The 26112-nt window shown below is 63.7% G+C and carries 25 protein-coding genes; 15 read left to right on the top strand and 10 right to left on the bottom strand.

Annotated elements, in window-relative coordinates:
- The first annotated feature begins 1 nt into the window (after window position 1).
- The 4 genes from WH265_RS18560 (at window position 2) to WH265_RS18545 (ending at window position 5256) form a co-directional block, all read left to right on the top strand.
- The gene (locus WH265_RS18560) at window positions 2–1138 is read left to right on the top strand and encodes an iron-containing alcohol dehydrogenase (protein WP_339559241.1); all 1137 of its coding nucleotides are present in this window, start codon (window positions 2–4) and stop codon (window positions 1136–1138) included.
- Window positions 1139–1250: 112 nt separating this feature from the next.
- Window positions 1251–2582: an MFS transporter gene (locus tag WH265_RS18555; RefSeq protein WP_339559240.1), complete on the top strand. Its 1332-nt coding sequence runs from the start codon at window positions 1251–1253 to the stop codon at window positions 2580–2582.
- Window positions 2583–2712: 130 nt separating this feature from the next.
- Window positions 2713–4305: an aldehyde dehydrogenase (NADP(+)) gene (locus tag WH265_RS18550; protein ID WP_339559239.1), complete on the top strand. Its 1593-nt coding sequence runs from the start codon at window positions 2713–2715 to the stop codon at window positions 4303–4305.
- A gap of 465 nt (window positions 4306–4770) precedes the next feature.
- Entirely contained in the window at window positions 4771–5256 is a 486-nt protein-coding gene (locus WH265_RS18545; RefSeq protein ID WP_339559238.1) for an ASCH domain-containing protein, read from the top strand.
- Window positions 5257–5570: 314 nt separating this feature from the next.
- Here WH265_RS18545 and WH265_RS18540 read toward each other — a convergent pair whose 3' ends face one another.
- Both WH265_RS18540 and WH265_RS18535 read right to left on the bottom strand, forming a co-directional pair.
- Entirely contained in the window at window positions 5571–6062 is a 492-nt protein-coding gene (locus WH265_RS18540; RefSeq protein ID WP_339559237.1) for a hypothetical protein, read from the bottom strand.
- A gap of 133 nt (window positions 6063–6195) precedes the next feature.
- A complete protein-coding gene (locus tag WH265_RS18535; RefSeq protein WP_339559236.1) occupies window positions 6196–6945 on the bottom strand; it encodes an SDR family oxidoreductase in 750 nt (249 codons plus the stop codon).
- Window positions 6946–7080: 135 nt separating this feature from the next.
- Between WH265_RS18535 and WH265_RS18530 the strand changes: the two genes are divergently transcribed.
- Window positions 7081–7998, top strand: a complete 918-nt coding sequence (locus tag WH265_RS18530; protein ID WP_339559235.1) for a LysR family transcriptional regulator — start codon at window positions 7081–7083, stop codon at window positions 7996–7998.
- A 32-nt stretch (window positions 7999–8030) separates the two neighbouring features.
- Here the strand turns inward: WH265_RS18530 and WH265_RS18525 are convergent, their stop codons facing one another.
- From WH265_RS18525 to WH265_RS18505, 5 genes are all read right to left on the bottom strand, one after another.
- On the bottom strand, window positions 8031–9230 hold the full coding sequence (locus WH265_RS18525) for a PepSY-associated TM helix domain-containing protein (protein WP_339559234.1): 1200 nt from the start codon (window positions 9228–9230) through the stop codon (window positions 8031–8033).
- Window positions 9230–11686: a TonB-dependent siderophore receptor gene (locus WH265_RS18520; RefSeq protein WP_339559233.1), complete on the bottom strand. Its 2457-nt coding sequence runs from the start codon at window positions 11684–11686 to the stop codon at window positions 9230–9232. Before WH265_RS18520 ends, WH265_RS18525 begins: the two co-directional genes overlap by 1 nt.
- 116 nt (window positions 11687–11802) lie before the next feature.
- On the bottom strand, window positions 11803–12798 hold the full coding sequence (locus WH265_RS18515; RefSeq protein WP_339559232.1) for a FecR family protein: 996 nt from the start codon (window positions 12796–12798) through the stop codon (window positions 11803–11805).
- A gap of 21 nt (window positions 12799–12819) precedes the next feature.
- Window positions 12820–13296 (bottom strand): RNA polymerase sigma factor, encoded by a 477-nt coding sequence (locus WH265_RS18510; RefSeq protein WP_339559231.1) that lies wholly within the window; start codon window positions 13294–13296, stop codon window positions 12820–12822.
- Between the two features lie 201 nt (window positions 13297–13497).
- Complete coding sequence (locus tag WH265_RS18505) at window positions 13498–13794, bottom strand: hypothetical protein (RefSeq protein WP_339559230.1); 297 nt, start codon at window positions 13792–13794, stop codon at window positions 13498–13500.
- A 539-nt stretch (window positions 13795–14333) separates the two neighbouring features.
- Here WH265_RS18505 and WH265_RS18500 point away from each other — a divergent pair.
- From WH265_RS18500 to WH265_RS18475, 6 genes are all read left to right on the top strand, one after another.
- Window positions 14334–15371 (top strand): aliphatic amidase, encoded by a 1038-nt coding sequence (locus tag WH265_RS18500; protein WP_339559229.1) that lies wholly within the window; start codon window positions 14334–14336, stop codon window positions 15369–15371.
- 78 nt (window positions 15372–15449) lie between these two features.
- Window positions 15450–15932, top strand: coding sequence for an AmiS/UreI family transporter (locus WH265_RS18495; protein WP_021027504.1), 483 nt, complete (start codon window positions 15450–15452; stop codon window positions 15930–15932).
- A gap of 5 nt (window positions 15933–15937) precedes the next feature.
- A complete protein-coding gene (locus WH265_RS18490; RefSeq protein ID WP_339559228.1) occupies window positions 15938–16780 on the top strand; it encodes a CbbQ/NirQ/NorQ/GpvN family protein in 843 nt (280 codons plus the stop codon).
- Window positions 16781–16793: 13 nt separating this feature from the next.
- On the top strand, window positions 16794–18596 hold the full coding sequence (locus WH265_RS18485; protein WP_339559227.1) for a nitric oxide reductase activation protein NorD: 1803 nt from the start codon (window positions 16794–16796) through the stop codon (window positions 18594–18596).
- Window positions 18597–18741: 145 nt separating this feature from the next.
- Entirely contained in the window at window positions 18742–19887 is a 1146-nt protein-coding gene (locus WH265_RS18480) for a transporter substrate-binding domain-containing protein (RefSeq protein WP_339559226.1), read from the top strand.
- A gap of 2 nt (window positions 19888–19889) precedes the next feature.
- Complete coding sequence (locus tag WH265_RS18475; RefSeq protein WP_339537338.1) at window positions 19890–20513, top strand: ANTAR domain-containing response regulator; 624 nt, start codon at window positions 19890–19892, stop codon at window positions 20511–20513.
- 127 nt (window positions 20514–20640) lie between these two features.
- On the opposite strand, the gene WH265_RS18470 is transcribed toward WH265_RS18475, so the two are convergent.
- A complete protein-coding gene (locus WH265_RS18470; RefSeq protein ID WP_339559225.1) occupies window positions 20641–21198 on the bottom strand; it encodes a GNAT family N-acetyltransferase in 558 nt (185 codons plus the stop codon).
- Window positions 21199–21369: 171 nt separating this feature from the next.
- On the opposite strand from WH265_RS18470, the gene WH265_RS18465 reads away from it, so the two are divergent.
- On the top strand, window positions 21370–21906 hold the full coding sequence (locus WH265_RS18465) for a hypothetical protein (protein ID WP_339559224.1): 537 nt from the start codon (window positions 21370–21372) through the stop codon (window positions 21904–21906).
- A 91-nt stretch (window positions 21907–21997) separates the two neighbouring features.
- Here the strand turns inward: WH265_RS18465 and WH265_RS18460 are convergent, their stop codons facing one another.
- Together WH265_RS18460 and WH265_RS18455 are read right to left on the bottom strand one after the other, a co-directional pair.
- Window positions 21998–22204 (bottom strand): hypothetical protein, encoded by a 207-nt coding sequence (locus WH265_RS18460; RefSeq protein WP_339559223.1) that lies wholly within the window; start codon window positions 22202–22204, stop codon window positions 21998–22000.
- A 100-nt stretch (window positions 22205–22304) separates the two neighbouring features.
- Window positions 22305–23297: a LysR family transcriptional regulator gene (locus tag WH265_RS18455; protein WP_339559222.1), complete on the bottom strand. Its 993-nt coding sequence runs from the start codon at window positions 23295–23297 to the stop codon at window positions 22305–22307.
- 123 nt (window positions 23298–23420) lie between these two features.
- On the opposite strand from WH265_RS18455, the gene WH265_RS18450 reads away from it, so the two are divergent.
- The 3 genes from WH265_RS18450 to WH265_RS18440 all read left to right on the top strand — a co-directional run bounded on the left by WH265_RS18450 (window position 23421) and on the right by WH265_RS18440 (window position 26107).
- Complete coding sequence (locus tag WH265_RS18450) at window positions 23421–24359, top strand: dihydrodipicolinate synthase family protein (RefSeq protein ID WP_339559221.1); 939 nt, start codon at window positions 23421–23423, stop codon at window positions 24357–24359.
- 85 nt (window positions 24360–24444) lie between these two features.
- Window positions 24445–25419 (top strand): Bug family tripartite tricarboxylate transporter substrate binding protein, encoded by a 975-nt coding sequence (locus WH265_RS18445; protein ID WP_339517715.1) that lies wholly within the window; start codon window positions 24445–24447, stop codon window positions 25417–25419.
- Window positions 25409–26107, top strand: a complete 699-nt coding sequence (locus tag WH265_RS18440; RefSeq protein WP_339559220.1) for an SDR family NAD(P)-dependent oxidoreductase — start codon at window positions 25409–25411, stop codon at window positions 26105–26107. The genes WH265_RS18445 and WH265_RS18440 overlap by 11 nt, the downstream gene beginning before the upstream one ends.
- Window positions 26108–26112 lie beyond the last annotated feature (5 nt).

Here is a 26112-nt window from a genome sequence, read left to right as displayed (position 1 = left end):
TATGGCTCTGATCAACTATGTGACCGAAGTGCGCTTTGGCGCCGGTGTGCTGGCGGAACTAAAAGAAGTGTGCGAGAAGCTGGGTATTACCAATCCTTTGATCGTGACCGACAAAGGTGTGGAGGCGGCCGGCATCATCGACCAGGTCAAAGAGGCGCTGGGCACGGCGCGCTTTGGCCTGTTCAATGGCACGCCGCCCAACCCGTCGGAGACGGCCGTGCGCGCCGGCGTCGAGGCGCTCAACAGCAGCGCTTGCGACGGCATCGTCGCCGTGGGTGGCGGCTCATCGATTGACCTGGCCAAGGCGGTGGCAGTATCGGCCCGCCATGCAGGGCCGCTGCGCCAGTTTGCGCTGATCGAGGGCGGCGCGCTCAAGATCACTGCCGCCACCTTGCCCATCATTGCCGTGCCCACCACGGCGGGCACTGGCAGCGAAGTAGGGCGCGGCGCCATCATCATCCTGGACGATGGCCGCAAGGTCGGCATCCTCTCGCCCCATGTGATCCCGAAGGTCGCCATCTGCGACCCCAACCTGACCCTGGGCCTGCCCGCAGGCCTAACGGCCGCTACCGGCATGGATGCGATTGCGCACTGCATCGAGACCTTTCTGGCGCCCGCCTTCAACCCCCCGGCCGACGGCATTGCGCTCGACGGCCTCTGGCGCGCCTGGCGCCATATCGAGTTGGCCTTCCGTGACCCCGCCGATGTGGAGGCGCGCAGCAACATGATGAGCGCCTCGCTGCAAGGCGCGCTGGCCTTCCAGAAGGGCCTGGGCTGCGTGCACAGCCTCAGCCATTCGCTGGGCGGCATCAACCCCAAGCTGCACCACGGCACCCTCAACGCCATCCTGCTGCCGGCGGTGATCCGCTTCAACCGGGGCGCAGAGTCGGTGGTGCGTGAGGACAAGATCGCCCGCCTGGCACAGGCCATGGGCCTGGCCGATGGCGTATCGGTGGAAGAGGCCCTGGTCACCAAATCCCGCGCCCTGCAGCTGCCCACGGGCCTGGCCGAGCTGGGTGTGAGCGAAGACCTGTTTGAGCGCATCGTCAAGGGCGCGCTGGCCGACCACAGCCACCGTACCAACCCGCGTGAGGCCAGCGCCGACGACTATGTCGAGATGCTGCGCCAGTCGATGTAAACCGGCACTTCTACAAAACAGACGCATGCCCGGCCCGCCGCCGCAACGGCTGGCTGGCCGCAGGCTTGCGCACAGGCAGACATTCCCAAACCAACAAGCAAAAGGTGGAGACATGAGCAGCAGCTCTCTGGATCACACGGCCACGATGGCCGACAAGGAAACCATGGTTCCGGATGCGGAACGCCGGCGCGCGCTGATTGGCAGCGCGGTGGGCAGCACCATCGAGTGGTACGACTATTTCCTCTACGGAACCATGTCGTCCATCATCTTTGCCAAGCAGTTCTTCCCCAGCGACAACGCGCTGGTCAGCCAGATGCTGTCGCTGGCCACATTTGCGCTGGCCTTTCTGATCCGCCCGATTGGCGGCGTGATCTTCTCCCACATCGGTGACCGCATTGGCCGCAAGAAAACCTTGGCGATGACCTTGTCGATGATGGGCCTGTCAACCGTGCTGATGGGCCTGCTGCCCAACTATGCGCAAATCGGCATATTGGCCCCCATCCTGCTGACCGTTTTGCGTTTGATGCAAGGCCTGGCGCTGGGCGGCGAGTGGGGTGGTGGCGTGCTGCTAGCGGTCGAATACTCGCCCCGCAAAAAGCGTGGCTTTTACGGCGCCGTGCCGCAGACTGGCGCGGTGCTGGGCCTGGCGCTGGGCAATATCATCACCTCGCTGCTGAGCGCAAGCATGAGCGAAGAGGCCTTCCTGTCCTGGGGCTGGCGCATTCCGTTTGTCGGCTCGATCGTGCTGGTGATGGTGGGCATGTGGATCCGCAATGCGGTGGGCGAGACGCCATCGTTCAAGAAAATCCAGGCCAGCCGCAGCAGCGCGCCTATCCCGATCAAGCAGACCCTGCAGTTCCACTGGCGTGAAGTGCTGATCGCCATCGGCGCCAAGGTGGTGGAGACCTCGACCTTCTTCCTCTACGCCACCTTCACCATCTCGTACATGATGGACCACGGTTTTGCCCGCGCGACGATCCTCAATATCGTGCTGGTCTGCGCGCTGATCGCCTTCCCCTGCATGCTGTTCTTTGGGCACCTGTCGGACAAGATCGGCCGCAAGAAAGTCTTTATCGGCGGCAGCATCGCCTTCATGCTCTGGATCTTCCCGTACTTCTGGCTGCTCGACCAGAAGTCCGTCTGGGCAGCGGCGCTGGCTGTCGGCGTGGGCCTGGGCATCATCTGGTCCAGCTATGGCGCAATGATCGGCACCCTGCTGGCCGAAGCCTTCCCGCCGGACATCCGCTACACCGGCATGTCGCTGGGCTACCAGATTGGTGCGGCCCTGGTGGGCGGCCCGATGCCGCTGATAGCCACCGCGCTGATCGCCTACTACAGCGGCAGCTATGTGCCGGTCGTCATCTTCCTGGTGCTCTGTGCGCTGGTCTCCATCGTCGCCGTGGGTATTGCCCGCGACCGCAGCGGCCTGCCGCTGGACGAGTGATGGCCTGAATACTGGCCTGAAGGGCCGGACCTGCCGCAGCGCTGCTGGCCTGCGGTGGGTCTTGCCATGCTGGGCGGCCCTAGCACTCGCATTCATCTTTCCCCCATTCAACATTTTGAGGAAACCCTCCATGCAGATCACTGGAGATATGGTCATTGGCTACCGAAGCCTGCGCGGCAGCAGCGGCAGCCAACGCGCCTTCAACCCCACGCTGAACGCCCCCATCGCCGAGCCCGAGTTTGGCCTGGGTGGCAATAACGAGGTCGAGCTGGCCGCCAGCCTGGCCGCTGCCGCCTTCGATCCTTACCGCAACCTGCCCTTGGCGCAGCGCGCTGCCTTTTTGGAGGCGATTGCTGAAGAAATACTGAATCTGGGTGATGCGCTGATTGAGCGCGCCCATGCGGAAAGCGGCCTGCCCATCGCCCGGCTGACGGGTGAGCGCGGCCGCACCGTGGGCCAGCTGCGCCTGTTTGCCCAGGTGGTGCGCGATGGCCATTTTCTGCGCGCCACCATCGACACCGCCCAGCCTGAGCGCCAACCGCTGCCCCGTGCCGATCTGCGCCTGGCCAAGATCCCGCTGGGCCCGGTGGCAGTGTTTGGCGCCAGCAATTTTCCGCTGGCGTTCTCAGTGGCGGGGGGCGATACCGCATCGGCACTGGCCGCTGGCGCGCCGGTGATCGTGAAGGCGCACAGCGCGCATCTGGGCACCTCGGAAATGGTGGCGCGGGCCGTGCAAAAGGCCGCGCAGCGCCAGGGCATGCCCGAGGGCGTTTTCTCGCTGCTGGTGGGTGCCGGCCGTGAACTGGGCGAGGCCCTGGTGGCCCACCCCGTGATCAAGGCCGTTGGCTTTACCGGCTCGCGCCAAGGTGGTCTGGCGCTCTTGCGCATCGCCAACAGCCGCGCCGAGCCCATCCCTGTGTACGCCGAGATGAGCAGCATCAACCCCGTCTTCTTGCTGCCCCAGGCGCTGGCCGCGCGGCCCGAGGCCCTGGCCCAGGGCTTTGCCGATTCGCTGGCGATGGGGGCCGGGCAGTTCTGCACCAACCCCGGCCTGGTGCTGGCCATCGACAGCCCCGCGCTTGACAGCTTTATCAGTGCGGCAGCTGCGGCCATCCGCGCAAAGGGCGCGCAAACCATGCTGACCGCCGGCATCCACCAGGCCTATGAGGCCGGCCGTGCGCAGGTGCAAGCCGCTGCCGGCGTGGAGCAGCTGGCCGCCGGCGTGGCCGCGGGCCATGCCAACGCCGCCCAGGCCGCGCTGTATGTGACCAGCGCCCAGACCTTGTTGGCAAACGAGGCCTTGCAGTCAGAGATGTTTGGCCCCGCCTCCATCGTCGTCAAAGCCAGCAGTGTGGACGAATTGCTGCAGGTTGCCCAGCACCTGGAAGGCCAGCTAACCGCCACCTTGCACCTGGAGCAGGGCGACCACGACAGCGCCCGCGCCCTGCTGCCGGTGCTGGAGCGCAAGTGCGGCCGCATCCTCGTCAATGGTTTCCCCACCGGCGTGGAAGTGAGCCACGCCATGGTCCACGGCGGCCCCTTCCCCGCCACCTCCAACGCCATGTACACCTCCGTCGGCGCCAGCGCGATCGACCGCTTTTTGCGTCCGGTCTGCTACCAGGATCTGCCCGATGCGCTGCTGCCGGTGGCTTTGCAAAATGGCAATGCATTGGGGCTGTGGCGCTTGGTGGATGGGCAGCCTAGCCAGGGGGCGGTTGGCTGAGGGGTGGGTTTTGTAGGGAGCTGTGAGGGCTCTCTTTAGCCGCAAGCCAGGCGTTCCATGGCATTCCACCGCATATGGGGGCGCCTGGCTTGTGCGGAGGCAGGACACATCACTGCTTGTGCCTGTTGGAAGTTGTGAGAACTGCTTGGTGCTTCGGCTTTTTGCAGTTGCGCCAGCTGGATTACGCATAGGAATCCAAAAGCGGGCCGAGTCTTTGCGCGCGGGGAGCCCCTGTGTAGCGGCATCCGCACATCGGTGAAGACCAACGCCTGAAGTAGGGGTTCCCGGAAGCCCTTTGCGTTTCTCGGTATCGTTGGGCGCACGCGCTGGGTGGGACTATTTATACTCGGACGTTGGTACGGTCGTCCCGTTTCAAACCTGGCGCCTTTCAGGCGCCATCAGTGATCAGACTATGCCGTAGGCATTGCGGTTGGCACGGCGCTGCAGCGCACAACATCTAGCACCATGACCATCCCAGCTCACGTTCTCTCGATGTGGTCCGCATACTCTTTGGAGCAAGGCGGAATCCAGGACGATAGGTTCTACGAAGCCTTCGGCTTTGGCGACTCTCCGTCGATGGCTGATGAACTCGGGCAGCTCGTGCTGGCAGGCACCAAGCGCGCCACTGCCGGATCCGTCTGGTCCTACGAGTCATCTGGCAAAGGTGTGCCCAAGCCCGGTGACTTGAGCGTCGTAACCGACTCCAATGACATCCCGCTGTGCATCATCGAGACGGTTCAGGTCGATATCGTGCCGTTTAGCGCCGTTACGGCGGAATTTGCGGCCACGGAGGGCGAAGGGGATGGCTCTCTGGCCTACTGGCGTGAAGCGCATTTTGCGTACTTCAGCAGAGAATGCGAAAACACAGGTCGCTCGTTCGATGAAGACATGCTGCTGGCCTGCGAGCGATTCCGCGTGGTCTATCCACCAGTGGCACGCAGCACGGCCTGACCCTCTGCTCAAACGGCGTGCACAGGTTGGCCCTCTGCTTCACATCTGGCTCATCCCCCATCCGAAACAATCTCCGTCTCTGGGGTGCCAAAGCGGTCCAGCGGGATGTGCGTCTGGATGCCGGCTGCCATGGCTTTCATTCGATCGGGGCCAGGCCTAGCTTACGGTAGAGGGGAGGTGCTGAGAGCGCTGCGGCTCACGACGCGCACGCGCACGCCTTGGGGGCGCAGCCCGGTCGACGTGAGTCACCGATGGTGGCATATGAATAAGCGCTGCCGACCCAAGCATCCGCGCGAGCTGGTGCGGGCTGAAGCTCAGTCCTCGCCGGGACGCGGATAGCCTGCATCGGCCCAACGTTGCGCCGACGCTCGGCTGAGGCCATGGTCCGGCCTGACGCGAACCTTGGCCAATTCACTGCCATCCTCTGCGGTGGCGGTGAGGGTCGCGGAGGGATTGTCCTCGTCGGGCTCAATATCGAGAGAGATGGTCACGCGCGATCCATTCACCAAGATCTGGATGTCTTTGTGCAGTTGGGCCGCCAGGTGCTGCTCATGCCGCCGCATGACTTCGTGGGCAGTCTTGACGAGGGTGTTGAAAGCAGAAACGTCAAGCGGCTTGGGATTTTTCTTGTCGCGGCCCATCGTCCATGGCCCCACCAGGCTTGGCTCGGCCTGGCCGTCCTGGGTCATGGCAACCGCCCAGCCATCGTCGTCTTCATTCTTGATGACGCGGGCCTCCCAGCCGTTATGGTGCCAAAGGCGGTCTTCGAAGACGGAGGCAGCTTCTTGTTGGAGCTCTTCGGACATTTTTTGGGGCCTTTGTGAAAACTATCAAGGGCAAAATTCTACTGTCTATGCATACAGTTTCGCGTGCCTGGGTCTTTTCTGAAGGGTGTCGGCTTCAGAAGAGCCCATCGCGCCGGCACCTGCTGCCCCCGCCTCACATCTGGCTCATGCCCCCATCCGCAATGATCTCGGTGCCCACAATAAACCCGGACTCCTTCGACACCAGGTGCAGCACCGTCGCAGCGATTTCTTCCGGCGTGCCAAAGCGGCCCAGCGGAATCTGCGTCTGGATGCCGGCGGCCATGGCCTTGGCCTGGTCGGGTGCCAGGCCCAGCTTGCCGTAGAGCGGGGTGCTGACGGGGCCGGGGCTCACCACATTCACGCGCACGCCTTGGGGCAGCAGCTCGGCCGACAAGGTCTTGGCCAGGGAGATCAGTGCGGCCTTGCTGGCGGCGTAGACGCTGGAGTTGGGCATGCCGATATGGGCGTTGATCGAGCCGTTCAGCACAATCGATCCGCCGCGCGTCATCAGCGCTGCCAGGCGTTGGATGAGGAAGTAGGGGCCTTTGACATTGGTGTCAAAGCTGCTGTCCCACAGCGCTTCGTCGATCTGCGGCAGCGGGCCGAACTTGGCCACGCCGGCGTTGATGAACACGCCATCGATCACGCCCATCTGCGTTTGCAACTCGGCCACCAGTGCGGCTTGGGCTGATACGTCACCAGCTTCGCTGACCAGGGCCAGCGCGTGGGGGCCCAATTCGGCCTTGACGCGGGCCAGGCTGTCGGCATCGCGGCCGGTGATCGCTACCCGGGCGCCTTCACGGGCAAAGGCGATAGCGGCTGCAGCGCCGATGCCACTGCTGCCACCGGTGACCAAAATATTCTTTCCTTCAAAGCGGTTCATGATGTTTCCTTCAGTTGTTTCGTTGATGTCTTGCTGGTTTATCAGCCCTGGTGCAGGGCCGATGAATGAAGTATCTGACGAAGGTTGGCGCTACAGACAGCAGGATTTCGATGAACTCGTGCAAAAATATCGAACATGTTGAGTCTCGAAGATTTACAGCTACTCGAAGCGGTGCGTGCCACCGGCAGCCTGTCGCGCGCGGCCGAGCGCCTGGGCAAGGCCGCGTCCACCGTGTCCTATGCGGCGCGCCAGCTGGAAGAGCGGCTGGATGCCCTGCTGTTTGACCGTGCGGGCTACCGCATCGCGCTCACGCCAGCGGGCTTGCTGCTGGTGGAGCAGGGCGCCCAGCTGCACGCCCAGGCGCGGCGGCTGACGGAGCGGGTCAAGCAGGTGGCGCGGGGCTGGGAGTCGGAGCTGCGCATCGTGACCGACGAGCTGGCCAATACCGAGGCGCTGCTGCCGCTGATCGCCGACTTTGATGCGCTCAACAGCGGCGTGCGCCTGCGCATTGCCCATGAGGTGCTGGGCGGCACCTGGGAAGCCTTGCTGGACCAGCGCGCCGACCTGGTGGTGGCTGCGACGAACGAGCCGCCCGCGATGGCGCATCTGCAATGGTTTGAGCTGGCGCAGCTCGAATGGGTGTTTGCCGTATCACCGCGCCACCCCTTGGCAGGCGAGGCACAAGACGGGGAGCCCCTGTCGGTGGAGGCGATTGCTGCGCACCGCTCGGTCGTGGTGGCCGATACCTCGCGCCTGGCGGTCGCGCGCAGCTATGGCGTGCAGACGCACCAGGAGCGCCTGGCCATGCCCAGCATGCGCGCCAAGATCGCTGCCCAGGTCGCAGGCTTGGGCGTTGGCTGGCTACCGCTGGAGAAGGTGCGCGATCATCTGGCCGATGGCAGCCTGGTGGCCCTGGCCACGCAAGACCCGCGCGAACCCAATCTGCTGTTTGTCGGATGGCACTCGCACCGCGCAGGGCCTGCGCTGCAGTGGTGGGTGGAGAAGCTGCGCGATCCGCGCCTGGTGCCGCCGTTGCTGCATGTGAACTTTTGACTGCTTTCGTCCGCAGCTGACGAAAAACAAGCTCAGCTCTTTTTACGCGCGGCGCGTTTGCGCAGCCAGATCAACACCCCCGTCGCGCTGAGCATCGCCACACCTGCTCCCGTCACGGTAATCAGCAGCTTGTAGGCCAGGCCGCCCACGCTGGCCATATGCAGGTTGCTGATCCAGGTGATCAAGGTGTCCGCGCCGGCAGTGCCCGTCGGGAACCAGGTGGCGACTAGGGCGCCGCTGTCGCCGTCCATAAACAAGCGGGTGCTGCCGCCTTCGTCCTTGATGTCCAGGCTGCTGCGCACGTCATAGCGGTACAGGCCTAGTCGGGGGTCATAGGCAAAGGAGCTTTCTGCCAGCACTTGGAATTTTTGTTGCTGGGCCAATTGTTGCATCAGGTTGTGGGCCTGCGCGTGCGCGGCCTGCCAGTCCAGCGCGGGTTGCCACAGCGGCGTTTTGCGCCGGGGCAGTTCGGCGGTGCTGGGCTGTTGCGTGCTGAAGGCCCGCAGGATCGGGTCGTGCCACTGCGGCAGGTTGAGCGCAAAGCTGCTCCAGGCCAGCACGAAGAGCAGCGGCCACAGCCACAGGCCGCCGGCGCGGTGCAGGTCGTAGGTGGCACGCCAGCGGCTTTGCATGTCCAGCTTCCAGGCGCGTGCCCAGCGTCCCAGCCAGGGGCGTTTTGCATTCTTGGCGCTGGCGGGCAAGGTCAGGCAAAAGCCGATGACGCTATCGACCATCCAGAGCAGCGACACCAGGCCCAGCAACCAGGTGCCCACCGCACCGAGGGCCAGCGAGTAATGCAGCCGGTACAGAAACGGCATCAGGTTGCGCCAGGTCTGCGTGATATCGCCCCAGCGTCGTTCGCCCAGGATTTGGCCGCTGCTGGGATCGACGAAGACCTCGTCGTTCTCCAGCGGCGCCTTGCCGGGCCGCGGGCGCAGCAAAAACACCAGTGCATGGCCGGGCTCCTGTGCCAGTGGCACGCGCAGGGCCAAGGCATGGGGGTGCTGCGCCTGCACCATGTCGCGCAGCGCCAGTGCGTCGATGGGCTGGGCGCTGGCATCTGAGGTGGTGGTACGAAACCAGTGCGGATTGAGTGCCGCATCCAACTCCTTGTTCCACACCAGCAGGCTGCCGGTCAGCCCGGCCACGACCAGGAAGGCCGCCAGGCTCAGACCGGCAATCCGGTGGGCCAGGACCAACCAGCCCCGCAGCGAGGCTTTGCGCCGAGACATCACCAGCGGTAGGTCAGGTTGGCGCTGGCCTGGCGTTCGTCACCGTAGTGGCAGATGGCGAACTCGCATTGGGTGAATTTCTTGTCCATCAGGTTGCTCACGTTGACGCTGAGATCCCAATGCGCGTCAAAGCGGTAGCCCAGCAGCGCATCAACCACGGTGTAGGCGGGCATGCCGGTGGCAATGCCTGATGCGCGGGTGCTGCCCTTGTAGCGCGCGCCTGCAGCCAGGCGCAGCTGTGGCAGGCCCCAGGATGCAAAGTTGTAGTCAGCCCAAAGAGCGGCCTGGTGGTAGGGGGTGTCTTCGCTGCGCTGGCCGATCTCGCTGGCGATGGTGCTGCGCGTGATCTTGGCATCGGTATAGGCATAGGAGGCGATCAGGCTGAGCGCCCGCGATACCTCGGTCTTGGCTTCCAGCTCCAGGCCGCGTGAGCGGACCTGTCCCGTCTGGCGGTAGCTGTTCTCACCGGCATCGAACTTCAGCACATTGTCTTGCACCAGCTGGTAGATAGCGGCGCTGAGCAGGGTGCGGCTGCCTTCGGGCTGGTAGCGCAGGCCGGCTTCGTACTGCTTGCCCGTGGTGGGGCGGAAGCTCATGCCCGAGACTTCAGACACCGACACCGGGAAGAAGGATTCGCTGTAGCTCAGGTACGGTGCCAGCCCGTTGGGCACCTTGTAGACCACACCCATCCGCCAGGTGTTGGCGCCGTCTTTTTGCTTGGCATTGCTGCCGTCGCGGTGCGCGGTCTGGTCCTGCTGTGCCCAGTCGCGGCGCAGGCCGGCCAGCACGGTCCAGCGGTCGTTCAGGCTGACCTGGTCTTGCAGGTAGAGGCCGGCTTGCGTGGTTTTGCGGCGCGAGCCACGGTCCAGCGCCGGATCGCGGTTCACGTTGACCGGCTGGCCATAGTTGTAGCTGCCGAGGTTGATGGACGAGGTATTGGCGCGGAAGTTCTCCGAGTCATAGTCCATGCGGTAGAGGTCCAGGCCTAGCAGCAGCTTGTGGTCGGCACCCAGCAGTTGGCGGTTGAACTCCATGCGGGTGTCCGAGACCAGGCCCTTGGCATGTTCGCGCCGGTCGCTGTACTGGCGGCGCAGCACGCCGGTGGAGGCAGCCTCGGCAATGGCCGCCGCGCTGGTCTGGGCCTGCAGGTAGTTCCAGGTCACCTTAGATTCAAAGAAGCGCAGGCTGTGGTGCAGGCGGGTGTCTGTGTTCAGCGCGTGGCTCAGCTCATAGCCCAAGGTGAACATCTCGCCCTTCATCTTGTCGTAGTCGGGCTCGCCAATGAAGTCGCCCCGGCCAATGAAATGGGGGCCCTGGCCCACGCCTTCCACCAGTTGGTAGGGCAAGGGGGCTGAGAAGCGCGTATTGGTCTTTTGGTAGAAGGACAGCAAGGTGAGCGTGGTGTCCGCACTGGGCCGCCAGGTGAGGGCGGGCGCAATGTAGAGCTTGTCGTCCGGGATGTAGCGGTTGGCGGTACCGCTGTCACGCCCCAGCATGGTCAGCCGGTAGTCCAGCGTGTCACTGCCGGCCACGGGGCCGCTGAAGTCTGCCGTCAGCTGGCGGCGGTTGTGGTTGCCCAGCTGCAAGCCCAGCTCCCGGATGGGCTCGGATGTGGGGCGCTTGCTGACGGCATTGACCACGCCACCGGGTGACAGCTGCCCGTAAAGCACCGACGCCGCTCCGCGCAGCACCTCCACCCGTTCCAAACCATAGGGCTCCTGGATGCCGTCGTAGGAGTTGCTTTGCAGGCGCAGGCCATCGCGCATCGAGCCACTGTTGGCGGACTCCACATCCATGCCACGGATGCGGAAACGGTCGGCCGTGCGGCTGAAGCTGGTGGGCTGGGTGGTCACGCCCGGGGTGTAGTTCAGTGCCTGGGACAAGGTCTCGGCCTGGCGGCTGCGCAGTTCGTCATTCGTGATGACCGACACCGACTGCGGCGTATCGATGATGGCCGTGTCCGTCTTGCTGCCCGCTGTGGCGCGCCGCGCCACATAGCCAGCCACAGGGCCGTTCGCACGTTCCGTGTCCATCGCAGCGGTCACGGTCACTGCCGGCAGGGTCAGCGCGTCCTGCGCCACTGGTGGCTGCGGGCGGATGGAGATGGTGCCCGGGCCACTGCGCACGGACACCAGGCCGCTGCCCGCCAGGGCGCGGTCGATGGCCTGCTGCAGGCTGAGGCCGCTAGGCACGGCGGGTGCAGTTTTGCCCTGCAACAGCGCGGCATCGGCCCCAATGGCGATGCCCGTTTGCCGAGAGATGGCGTTGAGCGTCAGCGCCAAAGCCTGCGCCGGCACAGCGGTCTGCAGGCTTTGCTCGCTAGCAGGCGCCTGGGCCCAGGCGGCGGGCGCCATGCCAAACGCGGTCAGGGTCGCGGCCGCCGTCAGCGCGGCGAAGGCCAACGGGGATAGAGCAAAGGAACGCGCGCTGCGCGCTGCCAGAGAGGGTCGGGTCATGAGAAGGTGCTTCCAGTGGAGGGTTTCCAGCAGAAGACCAACGAAGGGCTTCAACCCTGATAAAATTTCCAAAAAATATTTGTAACTGCGCCAAAGGGCGCTGCGTGAGGGCGCCGTCAGCGCAACTCCACGCTCACATCGCCTGCGCCATTGCGCAGCACGCGCACCGGCAGCATGTCCGGTAGGCCCGTCAAAAAGGCCTGGGGCTGGCGCAAAGGGAAGCTCCCCGACAGCCGCAATTGCCGCAGCTGCGGATGGCTGCCCAGCCGCAGCGGGCGCGCCAGGTAGTCGTTCCATTGGTCCAGCACCTGGTCCAGTGGCGTGTTGTGGAACACCAGCCAGCCGCTGCGCCAGGCGCCCACGCTGTCGGCAGGCACTTGCAAGCGGGGTCCCAGGCCGCGCTGGTCGGCCGCAATCGCGTCGCCAGCCGTCAGCGTGACGGGAGGCGCGGCCTTCATGTCCACGGCCGCACCGGGGTGTTCTGCAGGCCATACCGCCACCCGGCCTTCTGCCACGGCCACTCGCATTTGCTGCTCTCGCACGCCGACGCTGAACACCGTGCCCAAAACGCGCACGCCACCCCAGTCGGTGGTGACGCTGAAGGGACGGTCGGCGTCCGGGGCCACGCGGAAGCGCATTTCTCCGCGCAGCAGCTGCACCTCGCGGCGATCGCGGTAGATGGCGATGCGCGTGTGGGTGTTCGGCGCGAGACTCAGTTCCGAGCCATCGGGCAGGCTGAGGTCACGCTGCTGCGCATGCGCGGTCTGCAACTCCTGCTCATACACCGGCCGCTGCCAGGCCCAGCGGCCACCACCCCAAAGCACCGCCGTCAAGCCGCCCAGGCCCAGCAGGCCCAAGGTATTGCGCCGCGCGCGCCGTGGGTCCTGGCGTGAAGGGGGCGGCACATTGGCTTGCAGATGGCTACCATCGGTGCTGGCCCAGAGGCGCTCGGCGGTCTCCAGTGCGGCCCGGCATTCGGGGGAGCCGGTACGCCAGTGCGCCGCCAATTCCTGCTCGGCCGCCAGCGCTGCATCGCTGCTGCCCTTGTGGACGCGACCGACCAGCAGCAAGGCTGCTTCCACCAGTTTGCGAGGGGGTTCAGAAGATGCCATGGTCTTGCCGTGCTTGCGTATTCAGGCGCGAGAGGGCGCATACGCTGCGCAATCCAGGATGCCGCGCATGACATGCCTTTCAATATTGGATTCGGTCATGCCCAGGTGCTCGCCGGCTTCCCGGTAGCTGTAGCCGTAGATGCGTACGAGGATGAACACATCGCGGCGTTTGCGCGGCATGGCTTCGAGCCGCTGCAAAAACAGGTTCAGCTGCTCACGGGCCATGGCCGCGCTTTCTGCCGAGGGCGCGCTGGTCGGTGCGACCAGGCTCAGCGCATCCAGCACACGCTGCTCGGCCAGCCTGCGCGTTGCACCGCTGGCTGCCAGGTTGCGCGCCGTCTTGTAGAGCAGGGCGCGCGCATCCAGCACCGTTCCACCAGAACGCTGCATCGCATAGATACGGGTATAGGCGCTTTGCACCAAGTCGGCGGCGACATCACCGTCACCTGCGCTGCGTGTGAAATACCGCAGCAGTTCTCTGTAGTAGCGCTCGGGCACGGACACACCTCAGCCGGAAGACAAGAAGAGAACTCCTGGCTTGGCTGAGACCGCCGGGGCGGATCTGTTGCTGGGGAGGAGAGAGCCGCGATTGTAACGGCTTTGTAAGTGGTTGCTATTTAGCCCTGCGAGCTTGGGTGGAAATGCCGGGCTCGCCCTGAGTTGGGCATGCAAAAAGCTGGGTTCTGAGGACCCAAGCCATCAAGGCTCGCGCAGCATCTGGGCGTATTTTCTGTAGCCCCATACCGCTGCAACGACCAGGCCAATGCCGATTCCCCAACCCACAGGCACCCCCAAGCCGAAAATCAACAGAAACATCAAGCCAACACAGACCAGCGCAATCCACAGCAAGGTGATGACATCAAAATGCGCGACCGCCATGGCGTCATCGGCGATATCGCGCCTGGCATGGCCCCGTTTTTCGCGCTGGCGCCTGAACACAAACACATCGGCGAAAAACTCCGCAATGCCGGCGAGAAGATCGGTGACAAGGCTCATGGTGGAAGAGATTTCCTTGCGGTGTTATGTGGGGCCATTGGCAGATGGCTGGCCAACTGCTGCTGGTCACGATCGCGAATGTAGCCGATAAACAAGAAGGCTGATTGATTCGAAGCGAGCCGTTGCAAGCAGATGAGCCAAGGTTTGTTCCCGGTTCGCATGGTTCTTGCCCATTTTCTCGCTGCGCGGCTCGCCAATTACCACCATCGCTCAAACGCTGCAACCGGTAGATGTTCTAGGCGGCCATGGCCACAATCGTTCTACCATTGTCTGGCGGCGGACAAACGCCACGCAGATTTCGTTGCAGATATTGACATCAGCTGCCAAGGTTGCCAGCGCAGATGTCCGGCAATAAAGCCCGAATCGATTCATTCCAGAGTCGATTCGGGCTTTTTTTCGTTCGTTTTTTGGTATTCCCGTTTTTCGGACCAGGCCTTTGGTTCGCTGGCGGAGCTTTGCCTACGCTGCTTTGAAACCCCTGCGCTGCGGCTGCCAGCCGGACAGGTCGCACTTTTTTCTCATTAACTTGGAGCACAGCCATGAGACACGGAGATATTTCAAGCAGCAATGATTGCGTAGGCGTAGCGGTGGTGAACTACAAGATGCCACGCCTGCACACCAAGGCCGAGGTACTGGACAACTGCCGCAAGATCGCCGACATGGTGGTGGGGATGAAGCGAGGGTTGCCGGGCATGGACCTGGTGGTGTTCCCCGAGTACTCCACGCACGGCATCATGTACGACTCCAAGGAGATGTACGAGACCGCCTCTGCCATTCCCGGTGAAGAGACGGCCATCTTTGCCGATGCCTGCCGCAAGGCCAATGTCTGGGGGATTTTCTCGCTCACCGGCGAGCGCCATGAAGAGCACCCCAACAAGGCGCCCTACAACACCCTGGTCCTCATGAACAACCAGGGCGAGATCGTGCAGAAATACCGCAAGATCATGCCCTGGGTGCCTATCGAAGGCTGGTATCCCGGCGACTGCACCTATGTCAGCGAAGGCCCCAAGGGGATGAAGATCAGCCTGATCATCTGCGACGACGGCAACTACCCCGAGATCTGGCGCGACTGTGCGATGCGTGGCGCCGAGCTGATCGTCCGCTGCCAAGGCTATATGTACCCGGCCAAGGAGCAGCAAATCCTGGTGTCCAAGGCCATGGCGTTCATGAACAACACCTACGTGGCCGTGGCCAATGCGGCGGGCTTTGACGGTGTCTACTCCTATTTTGGCCACTCCGCCATCATCGGTTTTGACGGCCGCACCTTGGGCGAGACCGGTGAAGAAGAAATGGGCATCCAGTATGCGGAGCTGTCCAAATCGCTGATCCGCGATGCACGCAAGAACGGTCAGTCGCAAAACCACCTCTTCAAACTGGTGCACCGTGGCTACACCGGCACCATCAATTCGGGCGATGGCGACAAGGGCGTTGCCGCCTGCCCCTTCAGCTTCTACAGCCAGTGGGTCAACGACCCCGAAGGGACGCGGGAGATGGTCGAGTCCTTCACCCGCACGACGGTGGGCACCCCTGAATGCCCGATAGAAGGGATTCCGCACGAAGCGCCCCAGCACCGCTAAAGCCGCAACCCCAGTCAGTGGGCATGGCCGCCCGGTATCGAGCAGCCATGCCATCCGATAAAAAACAAGGAGACAAACATGCTGGGTATCGCACTTTTTTTCATTGGCATGGTGCTGATCGTCAACGGTATGGGCCTGAGCGGCCGCATCGACGCGCGGGACTCTGCGCCTGTCAATCTGCTCGTGGGTCTGCTGGCCTTGTTCATCAATGCCGTTGGCATTCTTCGTGCAGACACGGACCCTGACTATTTCGCTGCCGCAGGAGGCCTGCTTTTTGCTTTCACCTACCTGTACCTGGCGGTGGTGCAGTGGTGGGCGCTCAAAGGCGTGGGCCTGGGTTGGTACTGCCTGTTTGTGGCGGTCAGTGCGCTGGCCTTTGCCGCCGCTGCCGGTGATATCCGCGTCATCGCCATGTGGCTGGTATGGGCGAGTCTGTGGTTTTTCTTCTTTCTTGCGCTGGGGCTCGGCAAGCAGCTGCGCTTTCTGGCGGCCTACACGGTGCTGGTGGGCATTGTGACCTGCTGGATTCCAGGTTTGATGTTGTTGATGGGGAAATGGTGAACATGATGAATGCAAAAGACCCTCTGCATGCCGCCCGCGGCGATGACCCGCTGGCCGAGTACCGCATGGCCAAAGAGCCGTTTTACCGGCCCGCCCGCAATGAGATCGCGCTGTACGAGCAGGCCTACCGCCACCGCATGCCGCTGATTCTGAAAGGCCCAACAGGCTGCGGCAAGACGCGCTTTGTCGAGCGCATGGCCTGGGCGCTCCAGCGCCCGCTCATCACCCTGGCCTGCAACGAAGACATGACCGCCTCTGACCTGGTCGGCCGCTACCTGCTCGATGCCGATGGCACGGCCTGGCATGACGGGCCGCTCACCATGGCGGTGCGCTACGGTGCCATCTGCTACCTCGATGAGGTGGTGGAGGCCAGGCAGGACACGACGGTCGTCATCCATCCGCTGACCGACGCGCGCCGCGTGCTTCCCCTCGACAAGAAAGGCGAAGTCGTGCATGCACATCCGGATTTTCAGCTGGTGGTCTCCTACAACCCGGGCTACCAGAGCAGCGCCAAGGACATGAAGCCCTCGACGCGCCAGCGCTTTGCCGCGCTGGAGTTTGACTACCCCGATGCCGCAACCGAGGCAGACATCGTCGCGCACGAAGCGGGCATCGCGCCTGCGCTGGCCGAGCGTCTGGTCGCGCTGGCCCACAGCACGCGCGCGCTCAAGCACCATGGCCTCGATGAAGGCGCTTCCACCCGCATGCTCATCTACGCCGGCTTGCTGATACGCGATGGCGTATCGCCCGCCAACAGTTGCGACATGACGATCACCCAGGCCTTGACGGATGACCCCGACACCACCGAGGCGCTGAAGAAACTCGTGCAAGCCAAATTTGGTAGCTAGGACGCACACCACCATGGCCCCATCATCCGCGCCTCTGTACAGCGAGCACTCCACCACCACCTGGATCGACGACGACACACCGGCTTTTGAGCGCATGGCCAGGCTGGCATCCTGTCTGGCGTTGACGCGGGTGCAGGTCCATCCCTTGCTGGCTGCCAGCCAGCGTCAGGAGGCGGGCGGACTGCTGGGCGGCGCAGCGGCCCAACTTGCCTCCGCGCAGCGTGCCATTGTGCTGACTGCAGACGAGGGGGCTTCTTCAAATGCCGTGCGCTTGATGCTGCCGCCGCTGCATGATCTGCCCGAGGCCGAGCGTGCCCGCCGGCACACCGCCATGGTTGCGCATGCTGCGGCGCATCTGCTGCATTCGCCCGCGCGCCAGCCTAGCCAGGCCTTGAAGCCCATGGGCATGGTGCTGGTCTCGGCCATAGAAGACGCCCGCGTCGAGCGCCTTTTGCTGCGCGACTACCCCGGCATACGCCCTTGGTTCCAGGCGCAGATCGCGCCTGAGCCCGAGGCGGAAAACCTGGGTTTCGTCGCCTTCATGGCGCGGCTTGACCGGATCTTGCTGCTGGCAGGCAGTCACAGCGCCAACCACTGGGTCAACAAGGCGCAGCAGCTTTTTGAAGACACGGTGCAAAGGCATGGGCTTGAAGACTATGCGGCATTCCGCGCCATCTCCTCCATCCTCGCCAATGACCTTGGCCAGATGCGCGTGCGGATGGATCCACAGCACTACGCCGGGCCCACGCTCTACCGGGATGACAACAGCTACCTCTGGGAACATCCCGAGTCGGAAGACAACCAGGACGTGGCCTTGCATCTGCCCCAGACTGCCGCGCAACAGCAGGCGGCGGATACAAGCAATGCGCAAGAGCCGCCCGAGCCGGCGCAAACGCCTCTGGCGGCCGAAGAATTTGAGCTCGCCCGCTTTCATTACCCGGAATGGGACTGCAAGAGCGAGCACATGAAGCCCGATTGGTGCCAGGTGATCGAAAAACTCCCCGCCTGGCAGGGGCTGAGCGAGATCAGCAGTGTGCGCCTCTCCAGTACCAGCAGAGTCGACAGTCTGGCTTTGCCCCATCCTCGCGTGCTCGACCGGCGCCACCGGCTTCTCCGCCAGTGGGAGGGCGATGCGCTGGACCTCAATGCGGCTATCGAGGTGCAGGTGGATATGCGTTTGCAGCTACGCCCCGACCCGCGCCTTTTCATGCGCAGCGGCAAGGGCCCACGCCCTGGCAGCATGTTGGTGCTGCTAGATATCTCCGAATCGGTCAACGACATCGGCCCGCAGGGCCAGAGCCTGCTGGCGTTGGAGAAGCAAGCCGCGTTGTTGTTGGCCCAGGCGTGCTTGCGCAGCGCGCAACGCCTAGCCATCCATGCGTTCTCGTCCAACACCCGTGCAGAAGTCAACTACTACCGCCTGCTTGATTTTGGCCAGGTGCACAGCAGCGCCACGGCAGCCATGATCCAGGCGGTGCGCGGGCGCTATTCCACACGCATGGGCGCGGCCCTGCGCCATGCCAGCAGCCTGCTGCGCAACGAACCCGAAGGGCAGCGCAGCTTGCTGCTGGTCACCGACGGCGCTCCGCACGATATCGATGTGCACGACAAGCGATACCTGATCGAAGACGCGCGGCATGCCGTTCAAGAGGCCAAGCGTGCAGGTGTGCGCGTTTGCTGTCTGGCCGTCGATGCGCAGGCCGATGCCTATGTGCGCCACATCTTTGGCTGGCGGGGTTACGACATCGCGGATGAGGCCTTGCAACTGGTGCCACGCTTGACCAGGATGGGTGCGCGGCTCGCCGCTGGGCGTTAGATGTGCAGGGCACGCTTCAGCCTTGCGCCGATGCGGCATGCCAGCGCCCTCAGTTGCGCTAAGCTGGCTGCCAGGCTTGCAGCCATTTCACCGTGCCCGCTCCATGCCCCAAAGCATGGCAGGGGGACAGACCAGGAGACAGGTTTTGGCAAACAACGATCCTTTGCGCGTCGGCATTCTCTTTTCGGAAACGGGCACCACGTCCATCATCGGCCAATCGCAGCTTCAAGGCAGCTTGCTGGCCATCGACGAAATCAACAACGCCGGTGGTGTGCTCGGGCGTGAGCTGGTGGCCGTGCGCTATGACCCAGCCTCCAATCCTGCCGAGTACGCGCGTTTGGCCGAGCAGTTGATCATGCACGACCGCGTCAACACCATCTTTGGCTGCTATATGTCCAGCAGCCGCAAGGCCGTGCTGCCCGTGGTCGAGAAATGGAACAAGCTTTTGTTCTATCCCACGCTCTACGAAGGCTTCGAGTTCTCGGCGAACATCATCTACACCGGCGCTGCCCCCAACCAGAACAGCGTGCAGTTGGCCGATTTCATGACCAGCAGCTTTGGTGCGCGTGTGTACCTCATCGGCTCGGACTACATCTACCCCTATGAATCCAACCGCATACTGCGCGAGTTGGTCCTGCAGCACCCCGAGGGCGAAATCCTCGGCGAGCGCTACCTGCCACTGGCGGCCACCGAGCACGACTACCAAACCGTCATGGAAGATATCCGCCAGAAGCGCCCTGACTTCATTTTCTCCACGGTGGTCGGAGACTCCACCGCCCAGCTCTACCGCGCCTATGCCGATGCCGGCTTCAGCACCAAAGAAATGCCGATCTGCAGCCTCACCACCTCGGAGGCCGAGATCGGACAAATGGGCTTTGATATCGCAGCCGGCCACATCACCTCGGCACCTTATTTTCAGTCGATCCAATCGGCCGCCAACCAGCGCTGCCTGGCCCACCTCAAGCGGCTGTTCGGCGATGACTGCCGCCCCAATCTGTGCTGGGAAGCCTCCTATTTTCAGCTGCATATGTTTGCCAATGCCTTTCGCCGCTCGGGCAGCGACACCATCAGCGAGTTGCTGCCTTACCTGCTGGGCAGCGAGTTTGATGCCCCTCAGGGGCGTGTGCGCATCGATCCCGGAAACCACCACACCTGGGTCTACCCGCGCATTGGGCGGGCCAATGCGCAAGGGGAGTTCACCATACTGCGCGAGGCCAAACGCGCCGTATCGCCGGACCCCTATCTGGTCACCCATTCCTTGGGCGACTGGACGGCCAAGATCGAGGTCTGAGCGTGAACCCGCAGCAGCCCCGCGCCACCTCGCAGCACCTCAAGGAGCTGCGCCAACTCAAAATCATCCTGATGCACCCCGAGGATGCCGATGGCTTGCTGCTGGCCCAGCAGCTCCAGCGCATCGGCTGCCAGGTGCGCAGCGTCTGGCCACCGGTGCAGCAATTGCCGGACGACCCGGATATCGTCCTGTTGGCGGTACGCCCTGATTTTCTGCACCTGCTCATGGCCTGGGCGAGCGGTGAGCAGGCGCCTGCGCTGGTGGCGGTGGTGAACTATGAAAACCCCACCATTGTGTCTGCCGTGCTGGAGCTCAAGGCGCAGGCGATCCTGCCTTCGCCCATACGCTCCTTTGGCCTGCTCTCCACCTTGGTTGTCGCGCGCCAGATGCACAAGGAGCACCGGCAGATGCAGCAACATGTGCACAAACTGCAAAACAAGCTGCTGGGCCAACGCCGTGTGACTGACGCCAAAGCCATCCTCATTGCCACCCACCAGGTCAGTGAAGACCGCGCCTACGAAATGCTGCGTGAGCAGGCCATGAAAAAGCGCGTATCGGTCGAAGACATCGCCCAGGCCATCATCGGTGCGAGCGAATTGTTGGGGATGAAGGGCAAGCCCGAGTAGTGGCAGCAGCGGAGGATCCTCGGGCTGCTGCAGAGTTGCCTGGGCGCAGGGCATCAAGGCGCGGTTTATAACCTGCAGCAGCCAAGCCGCTCCAGATCTGCGCTGGGCCGATTACGGCAATCGCAGGCTACCTGGTTGACGCATACACACAGCCATTCTTCAACTGCCCTGATGGCGTGATGCGCTCATTTTTTAGCACCCCCTCCAACAGCATCCCCGCGCTGGCGCAGGTCGCACGGCTGCCCGCGTTATCTTCATCGGTGCGCGCAAATACCCGTCGCGCTTTCAAATGCGTGAATGCCAAGTGAAGCACTGCCGTGACCGCTTCCTTCGCAAATCCGTTTCGGTGCACGCCACTGCGCATCCAAAAGCCAATTTCCATGCTGGGAATATCCCAGCGGATCGTGTGCAGGCCCACGCTGCCGATCAACCGTTGCTCGTGGTTCCACACCAGAAAGGCCAGGCCAGCGCCGTTTTCGCGATCGCGCATGCTGGCCAGGCAGAAGTCTTCGGACGCCGATACCGACGGCTCATACAGTGCCCAGGGCAGCGAGGTGGGCCAGGCGCGCAGGCTGGCCAGGCTTTCTACCACCGCTGCATAAACGGCTTGACCATCGCCGGGGCCGGCAAGGCGCAAGCTCAGGCGGGGTGTTTGGATGGGGGTGTCGATACTGTCGGGGAACATGGGCGTTGTCATTGGCTTGCACAAAGCTTGTTAAAAGGCAGAGGCTGGCAGTGTACGACGCCCACAAAATGATCGAATGGGTTTATTCAAAAGGAGATGTAGTATCCAGGCGTCCGGCGCTTAAACGCCGTTTTGATGGCTCACATTCATTAGACAAATTGGAATACCCACATGGACCAAAGCTTTCCAAATCGTTCGGTCAAACCTTTTCGCATGGGTCGAATCCCCAGCTACCCGGTCACAGGCGATCAACTGCTGGCCGATGCAGAAAATCGGCTCCAGAACCATGCAGATATTTTTGGCTGTGCGCTATTCCAATCGCGCAACGACATTCTCTCCACGCTGGTTGCGCTGGTCGAGGACGAGGATTACCGCACCAAATTTGGAAAAGTAAACAGCGAGCCCTTTGCCGCGCTGGCCGAACTGCTTCCGGAATCCCAAGCCGCTGCCATGAAAATCGCGGAGCTGGCGATGAACCGGCTCATTGAAGCCATGGTGGGCCAACTAGCCGCAGGCGCAAGAGCATTGCCTGGCGATTACTGCGTCAGCTACAAGCTGGAGGCACAGCTGGAGAAAATCACGGGCGCTACCACCAACGGCGTCAAGCTGAAAAAAGTCGATAAATGCACGATCCTCGATGCGAACCAGAGTGTGTTGTCCGCATCCTTCAATCGCTGGCTGCAGCGCTTTGGCAAAACCACTGTTTGAGCGTTCGGCAGTGGAGATTTGGTTGGGCAGATAGGCGCATTACTCAGGTTTGGATGTTGCGGCCGCAGGCTGGAAGTGCTGTCAAGAGCAACTATTCCCCATCGCCCCCACAGCCATCACCGCCGCCGCCATTGGCCCCTGCATCATCCCGCGAGCCAGCCTTCGCGGGCTCCGCCGGAAATGGCCGTTCACGCTTGGCGTCACGCAAGGCTTTCTCGCCGAGCCGCCACTGGTCCCAGAGCAAGAACAGCACGACAGGGACGGCGAGCACAGCGAAGGCCGCGATAGTGAGATCCATCATCCACTCCGGTTGAAAACACGATGCGCAGCACCTGGGTCTGGGGTCATCTCACCCATGCCCATTCTGCAGCGGCGCGATGACCGCAGCGCTTCAGGGCCTAGCCGACCTGCTTCCCATCCGCACCCTCAGGCTGCTGCCCCTGCACCAGCGCCCACAAAGCCTCAGCCGCCGGCGCCATCTCCGACCGTTGGCGGTACAGGCGGATCTCCACCGGTACGTTCCAGCGGTCGTCGCCCGCAGGCACCAGGCTGCCGCTGCGCAGCTCTTCGGTGATAAGGCTGTGGGGCAGCCAGGCGACGCCTCGGCCTTCCAGGGCCATGGTTTTGAGTAAGGCCGCGTGGTGGGCGGTAAAGACGACGGCGACGCCCTGTGCCATACCGGGGGTGGGGGAGTGCACGGCGTCTGCGCCATCGGCAAACATGCCGCGCATGCGCGATCGCATGATGCGGCCCAGGCCCGAGGCTTCGCTGTAGGCGAGCACGGGCACAGCGCTGTCCTGGCCGATGCGGTGCAGCGGCTGGCCGGGTGCATTGGGGGCGGCGGCGCTGACCGGGCGCAGCAGGTCATCGGACAGGCGCAGCACGGGGTACTGGCCTTCGTCCAGGCGCCCGGGCACGGCGGCGTGGCCGTGGCACAGCACAAACTGCACGCGCCGCTGCAGCATCAGGTCTTCGCAGGCAAGTGAGCTGTCGCTCATCGTCTGGATCGGGCCCATGCGCAACTGCGCTTCCATGCCGACCAGCCAGCGCGGAAAGAAGGTGAGCGACAGCACATGGGTGGCGGCAAAGCGCAGGCTGGCGGCAGCCTGGTCGTGCGCGGCGCGGGCCTTGATGCGGGCGGCCTCCAGGTTGGCCAGCACGTTTTGCAGCAGCGGCAGAAAGCGCTGGCCGGCGGGGGTGAGCGCGGCAGGGTGGGCACTGCGGTCAAACAGCTCCACGCCGACCCAGTCTTCCAGCGAGCGGATATGGCGGCTAAAGGCCGGCTGGGCAATGGCGCGGGCCTCGGCTGCGCGCGAGAAGTTGCCGGTATCGGCCAGTGCCATGAAGTCTTCGAGCCACTCCAGATCGAGCGGGCGGTTGCCGGGTCCCATGGGTTTCCTTGGAGCCTGCCTGGCTCGTAGATAGTTGTATGCGTTTCGGGTATTGGACAGCAGGGACCCGGTAGGAAATGATGAACACCGTTGACCACCAGCACCCCTAACGGAGACAAAAACATGCCTGCCATCACGAATTATCGTGGAATTATTCCTGCCATCTCTTGCCCTTTCACCCCCGACCACCGCATTGACGAACCCGCACTGCGCAAGCTCGCATCCTGGCTAGCCGGCCACGAAGGCGTGGTCGCGATCATGACCAATGGCCACACCGGCGAGGTGTTCTCGCTGACCCCGGCCGAGCGCGCTGAGGTGACGCGCATTGTGGCCGACGAGCTCAAGGGCCGCATGCCGGTCATCTCGTCCATCGTCTGCGAAGGCCTGGCCGATGCGGCCGAACATGCCCGCGCTGCGGTGGAAGTCGGCGCCGTGGCGCTGGATGTGATGCCCCCGCACCATTGGCTGCGCTTTGGCTTCACCTCCGGCCACGCGCTGCAGTACTTCGATGCCATCCACCAAGCTGCCCCCCATGCCGACCTGGTCTGCCATGTCTACCCGGCCTGGACGCGTGCCTCCTACTCGTCGCAACTGCTGGCCGACCTGGCCAAGCTGCCCTACCTGCAGGCCTTCAAGGTGGGCCAGCGCGACATGAACAAATATGCCCGCGACATCCAGGCGATCCGCGAGGCTGATGCCTCCAAGGCCATCCTGACCTGCCACGACGAGTACCTGCTCGCCTCGATGGTGCAGGGCGTGGACGGCGCGCTGGTGGGCTTTGCGACGTTTATTCCGCAACTGATCATCGACCTGTGGAACGCCGTGAAGGCGGGCGACCTGAAGAAGGCGATGGAAGTGCAGGCCATCATCACCCCGCTCAAGGATGCCGTGTACGGCGGTGGCGAACCCACCGGCGAGGCCCATGCCCGCATGAAGGGCGGCATGTACCTGGCTGGCGTGATCGACGACGCCACCGTGCGCCCACCGACCGAAGCGCCCAATGCCAAGGAAGTGGAGGTACTGCGCGCCGCCGTCAAGCAAGCCGGGCTGCTCAAGCGCTAAACAGCCGTTGAAGTAGGGCAGGGGATTTTGAGCTCCTGCGCCCTGGGGTCAGACATCTAAAAAAACCGACAGGAGACAAGACACCATGCAACGCCAACCATTTATCCGTACCGCGCTACGCACCGCCATCGGTGCCGCCGCCTTGGCCCTGGCCGCCAGCGGCTTTGCGCAGACCTATCCGGCCAAGCCGGTGCGGGTCGTGATCCCCTTTCCGCCGGGCGGCACGCTCGATGCGGTGGGCCGCATGCTGGGGCAAAAGCTGGCCGACCAGCTGGGCCAGCCCTTTGTCATCGAGAACAAGCCCGGTGCCAGCGGCGTGATCGGCGGGGAGACGGTGGCCCGCGCGCCGGCCGATGGCTACACCTTGCTGTTCAGTGCCTCCACGCATGTCACAGCCCCGCTGACGCTCAAGTCCGTGCCCTACAACGTCACGCAGGATTTTGTGCCGATTGCGCTGGTGGCCAAGGCCCCGCTGTCGGTGGCCATCAACAAGAACCTGCCGGTGACCGATATCAAGTCGCTCATCGCCTACGGCAAGGCCCACCCCGGCAAGATGACCTTTGCCGTGGGGTCGCTGGGCTCGGCCGGGCATCTGTCTACCGAGCTGCTCAAGCGCGCGGGCGGGCTGGACTACCTGATCGTTCCCTACAAAGGCACGGCGCCCGCGTTCCAGGATTTGATTGGCGGGCAGATCGACGGCTTTATCGACCCCATCCTGGGATCCCTCCAGTACCACAAGGGCGGCATGCTAAGGGTGGTGGCCGTTACCTCGGCCGAGCGCGTGCCCAGCCTGCCGGATGTGCCTACCGTGGCAGAGACCATTCCCGGCTATGAGTTCTACAGCTGGTATGGCCTGTGGGCGCCTGCCAAGACCGCGCCCGCGCTGGTGCAGCGCCTCAACGCCGAGGTGAACAAGGCCCTGGTCGATATGGCGCCCAAGCTCAAGGAGCAAGGCCTGCTGCCCACGCCCGGCAGCGCCGAGGACTTTGTGAAATTCCAGCGCAGCGAGATCGAACGTGCGCAAAAGATCGTGAGCGAAGGAGGCATCCGTGCAGACTGAGCTGGGCCATGTCGTTGTGACCGGCGCGAGCAGTGGCATTGGCAGCGCCATTGCCCAGGCGCTGCTGGCGGCTGGCTGGCGCGTCACGGGGCTCGATGTGGCGCAGGCCACCATCGTGCATGGCGGCTATGCGCATGTGCCGGTGGATCTGACGGACGGTGCCGCCATTGCGCGCAGCGCTGCGGCTTTGCCCGCCGTGGATGCACTGGTGCATGCCGCCGGCGTGCTGCGCGTGGGCGCGCTGGGCCAGCTTGACCATGAAGGCGGCGCGCTGATGTGGCGCCTGCATGTGGATGCCGCTACGCGCCTGGCCGATGCCATCGTGCCCGGCATGGCCCAGCGCGGCCAGGGCCGGGTGGTGTTTATCGGCAGCCGGGTGGCGCAAGGCATGGCAGGGCGCGGCCAGTACGCGGCCACCAAGGCGGCCTTGATCGCGCTGGCGCGCAGCTGGGCGGCCGAGGTGGCTGCGCAGGGCGTGACCGTGAATGTGGTCTCGCCCGCAGCCACGGCGACCGGTATGTTGAGCGACCCGGCCCGCGCCGGCAGTGCGCCGCGCCTGCCACCCATGGGCCGCCTGATCGAGCCGGCCGAGATCGCGGCCCTGGTGGGCTTTCTTTTGTCTCCGGCGGCTGCCGCCATTACCGGGCAGGACATCGCCATCTGTGGTGGCTCGTCTCTGGCCCGCTGATATTT

This window comes from Comamonas sp. MYb396 (assembly GCF_037479555.1).
Lineage (GTDB): Bacteria > Pseudomonadota > Gammaproteobacteria > Burkholderiales > Burkholderiaceae_C > Comamonas.
The sequence above is the reverse complement of the archived record's forward strand: the minus strand, read 5'-3'. Positions and strand labels throughout refer to the sequence as shown.